This window comes from Aporhodopirellula sallentina SM41, assembly GCF_000346505.1.
Taxonomy (GTDB): domain Bacteria; phylum Planctomycetota; class Planctomycetia; order Pirellulales; family Pirellulaceae; genus Rhodopirellula; species Rhodopirellula sallentina.
Map to the genome: position 1 here is coordinate 1 of NZ_ANOH01000419.1, position 4,104 is coordinate 4,104.

Genomic DNA, 4,104 nt, shown 5'->3' on the forward strand with positions numbered 1-4,104 from the left:
TGAGAGCCAGCACGGTTGGCGCGATGTCAGCGAGACGGCCCCCGGTGCGGAGGGTTTTGCCTTTCGCCTCGGGGTCGACGACGATCAAAGGAACGGTGTAGGTGGTGTGCGCGGTATGCGGTCCACCGGTTACGGGATCGATCATTTGTTCGCAGTTGCCGTGGTCGGCGGTGACGACAAGGCTGCCGCCCGCCGCGAGCGTTGCATCGACGATTCGTCCGACACAGTTGTCGACCTTCTCGACTGCTTTGATGGCGGCTTCCAGAACACCGGTGTGTCCGACCATGTCGCCGTTGGCGAAGTTAACGATGTAGAGATCGTTCTCGCCGGATTGGAGGTGTTCGAGGACTTGGTCGGTGATCCCTTCCGCGGACATCTCGGGTTTTTGATCGTAGGTCGAAACGTCTCGCGGCGATTGTGCCATGCCCCAATCTTCTCCGCCGAACGGGTCGTCACGGTAGTCGTTGAAGAAGAACGTGACGTGAGGGTACTTTTCCGTTTCGGCGCATCGGAATTGTTTCAGTCCGGCTGACGCGACGACCTCGCCGAGAATGTTTGGCATCTTCGGTGGTTTCTCGAAGATGACTTTGACGGGGAGCCCGGTTTCGTAGCCCGTCATGGTGGCGAAGTACAGGTTCGAGAGTTTCTCGCCACGATCAAACCCGCCGCCGGGGATGTCTTTCCACGCGTCGTCGTCGAATGTGAACGCTTTGGTCAGTTCACGGGTTCGGTCGCCGCGGTAGTTCATGAAGATGACCGCATCCCCGGGAGCGATCACGGTCGGCGATCCGCCTTCGCCAACGATCGAAGTGGCGACGATGAATTCGTCACCGGTTCGGTTGGAGTCGGTTGGGTTGTCGTAGTAGTCTTGGATCGCCTGGGTAGCGGAGGGGGCAGTTCGCTCGGCGCCCTTGGTCATCATGTCGTAGGCGGTTTGAACGCGTTCCCAGCGGAGGTCGCGGTCCATCGCATAGAATCGGCCGATGACCGAGGCGATGACGCCGACACCGGCTTCGGCACATTTGTCTTCGAGACTCTTGATGTATCCGAGCCCACCGCGAGGCGACGTATCGCGTCCGTCGGTGATGGCGTGAATCGCTAATTGATCACCTGACAGGCCGTTGCGTTTGGCCAAATCGACGACGGCCATCGCGTGTTGCAGGTCGCTGTGGACACGTCCGTCGGACATCAATCCGAGCAGGTGCAGGCGTCCGCCGGACTGTTTGACGTGATCGAGTGCGCCGGTGACGACGGGATTCGAGAAGAAGGAATCGTTGCGGATCGCTCGCGTGATTCGCATCACTTCTTGGTCGACGATTCGACCGGCGCCGATGTTTTGGTGGCCGACTTCGCTGTTTCCCATGACTCCGTCGGGCAGTCCGACGTCTTCGCCCGATGTCGCGATCAGAACCGAAGGATATTCGGCGGTGAGTTTGTCATCGACAGGAGTTTTGGCGAGGTAGACGGCGTTGCAGTCGTTCCATTTCGGGTCGGGATTCTGGCCCCATCCGTCACGAACGATTAGGACGACAGGGCGGCGGCGTAATTGAGTCACGTTAGTACTCGCGTCAGCGGGTGTAGGGTCAAAAGTGCATTCCAACGGGGCAAGCGGCGGGCGTACCGGCGACTCGCAGCCCACACCATATCGACCACCGTGCGTCTCGCAATCCCAGGGTGACGCCTCGTCGCAGGGGAGCGTGTATGGGCGTGAGGGAACGTAGCCGGAGTCGCGAAATTCCGGGGGAGAGGTGCGGGTGGTGTGGTGTCTGTGCTCTGGCGAGGCCAACTACGGCGATCGAGTCCAGCGACAGCGATCGGGGCCAGCCACGGCGATCAGGGCCAGCGACGGTGTGGGGTGCGTTTTAGACGAGATCTTGTTTGCGTTTTTTCCGGCGGGTGCCGGCGCATTCTCGGCACACGCCTTGGACGATCAGCCGGTGTCCGGTCACGCGGAAGCCGTGTTCAGCGGCGATCGAGTCGCGGGTTTCCAGCAACGGTTCGCTGCGGAATTCGATCAATTTGCGACACCGGGTGCAGTACAAATGATCGTGTGGGGGGTAACCGTAGTCGAGTTCGTAGACGGTTCGTCCGTCGAGCTGGAAACTGTTCAGCAGCCCGGCGTCGACGAATTCACGCAGGGATCGGTAGACCGTCGCCGAGCTGACGTAGTCCGGTTCGCCCTTGCGGGGCAGCTTTTCGATCAACTCGTCGGCGTCGAAGTGGGCGTGTTGAGCGAAGATGGTTTCGACGAGGAATTTCCGAGGTTTCGTTTGTCGTTGTCCGCGGCTTTGCAGGTATTCTTCGAATCGTTCCTGCGGTGAGAGTGCGACTTCGAGTCGTTCGAGGGATTCGGCGCTAGACATTGAACAGATAACAGTTGGCGGATGGCTGACTGGTCCGAAAAATCGGCTTTCTGGGGCTCAGCATAACCGTTCGGGTAAGAGTTGTCCTTATCAAACTGAGCGTTCGGCATGAGGCGTAAGATCGCGGGAATTGCGACGCTTGGCTGATCGGAAGGGCGTGGTTTCTGAGAAATGGGACGCAGAAACGAAAAAACGCGGTGCTCTTTTCAAAGCACCGCGTTGAGCGATTTCCCTCGGAAGGGTTAGCCGTGACTCACAGGTTTATTTGTCTGTGAAGTCGAGGAACCACCAACCGTCGTCCCACTCGAGGCTGACCTTACGCCATCCCAATGGGACCTGCGGGTAAGGATAGAACGGGCCGATGTATGGGAATGCCGATGGGCTGTACTGTTGTGGGTACGACAACGCGGCGTAGTTTGGGTGAGCCGCGTAGCCTGGCCATGCGTAGTTTGGCAGGTTTGGCGAATCGTACCGTGGTGCACCGGCCGGTGCGGCAGGAGCCATTGGGACGGGTTGACCCATCACAGGGGCACCGTTGCTGACGACCGAACCGCCGCCCATGGCACCGTGATTGACGATGCTGCCGGGAACGACCATTTCACCGTTGATCATTTGCGGATTGCCGTACGATGCGGCACGGGCGGGAACGCCTGCTTGCATCGGTGGCATCGGCTGCAGACGGTGGTTCTGCTGTGTGGCCGCAGGAGCGAGGGTTGGCATCGAGGTGCGATGGCCGACTTGGCGAGCGGCAACTCCGCCGCGGGAAGGCTCGGACACCTTGATCATGTTTCGCACGCCGCGGGCACCGGGAGCGTGTTGAGCGACTCGCTCGATGAACTCACGTTGTTGCTGCGATGCGGCTTTGCCTTCGAGTTCGATCACACCGTTATAGGCGTTGACGTCGACACCGAAGTTCTTCAGGTGACCTTCGGATTGAGCGCGACCGATTGCTCGCACGACCGAAGCGGTCAGTTGATCGTCGCTAATGCTCGGTGCGGCCATCGGCTGTGGTGCCGGACCGGCGTTGACCACGGGTTGTGGCAATGGTGTCGCAGTTTCGACCGTGTCACCTTCGTAGGCCGCGGTGGGAAGAACCGTGCCGGGCACGACTTCTTGAGCAGCGACTGGGGCTTCTGGAACGGCAACCGGGGTGAGTTCAACGCTGGCAACCGTATCGATCGGTTGGGTCGTTGCCTCAGCGATCATTTCCGCTGGGAGAGTCATCTCCGGGGCGACCGGGGCTTCGGTGGCGGCTTTGTCTTCGGCGAGAGCCTCGGCGAAGTCGAAGCCGGCTTCTTGGCTTTCCGGAGCGGCTTGCTCAGGAGCCAACGCGATCGCCGCTTTCTTTGGTTTGTAGATCTTGGCGGGTTTCGCGGTGACGGTCTCAGCCGTGTTGACCTTGAGTTCGTCGACGATGTCACGAACGCCTTCGATTCCTTCGGAGGTCGCCAAGACGAGATTGCGTTGTTCGTCGCCCGAGACGGTGCCTCGGAACAGGACAACGCCCTCGTCGACTTTCATGTCGAGCGAGAATCCTTTGAGATCACCAGCGTCACGGCTGACTTTGAGTCGTTCGATGATGGATTGCGCGATTTCTCGGTCGCCTCCAAACGCCTGAGCAGGGCCCAGGGTGGCAACGGCAGCCATCGCCAGTCCAAAATATTTGCGTCGCATTGAAATGCCTCCCTACGGCCCTATATGTGGTTGTCGCACTGCGAAACTTCCTTGTATTCACGCCGGG

Annotated in this window: 3 protein-coding genes; all 3 read right to left on the reverse strand. The window is 59.8% G+C overall.

The genetic code is table 11. The annotated features are described in order from the left end of the window. Positions 1-1,555 (reverse strand): 2,3-bisphosphoglycerate-independent phosphoglycerate mutase (gene gpmI / locus RSSM_RS27220; protein WP_008687324.1); only part of this gene is annotated, 1,555 nt, incomplete at its 3' end. Between the two features lie 307 nt (positions 1,556-1,862). Next, positions 1,863-2,363, reverse strand: a complete 501-nt coding sequence (locus RSSM_RS27225) for a Fur family transcriptional regulator (protein WP_008687326.1) — start codon at positions 2,361-2,363, stop codon at positions 1,863-1,865. A gap of 261 nt (positions 2,364-2,624) precedes the next feature. Then, positions 2,625-4,037 carry a BON domain-containing protein gene (locus RSSM_RS27230; RefSeq protein ID WP_008687328.1) on the reverse strand — a complete coding sequence of 471 codons (1,413 nt, stop codon included), beginning with the start codon at positions 4,035-4,037 and terminating at the stop codon, positions 2,625-2,627. Positions 4,038-4,104: the final 67 nt, after the last annotated feature.

What these genes read in the sequence shown, in the direction of transcription:
- RSSM_RS27230 (WP_008687328.1), bottom strand. Translation starts at nt 4,037, where the DNA reads ATGCGACGCAAATATTTTGGACTGGCGATGGCTGCCGTTGCCACCCTG.
- RSSM_RS27225 (WP_008687326.1), bottom strand. Translation starts at nt 2,363, where the DNA reads ATGTCTAGCGCCGAATCCCTCGAACGACTCGAAGTCGCACTCTCACCG.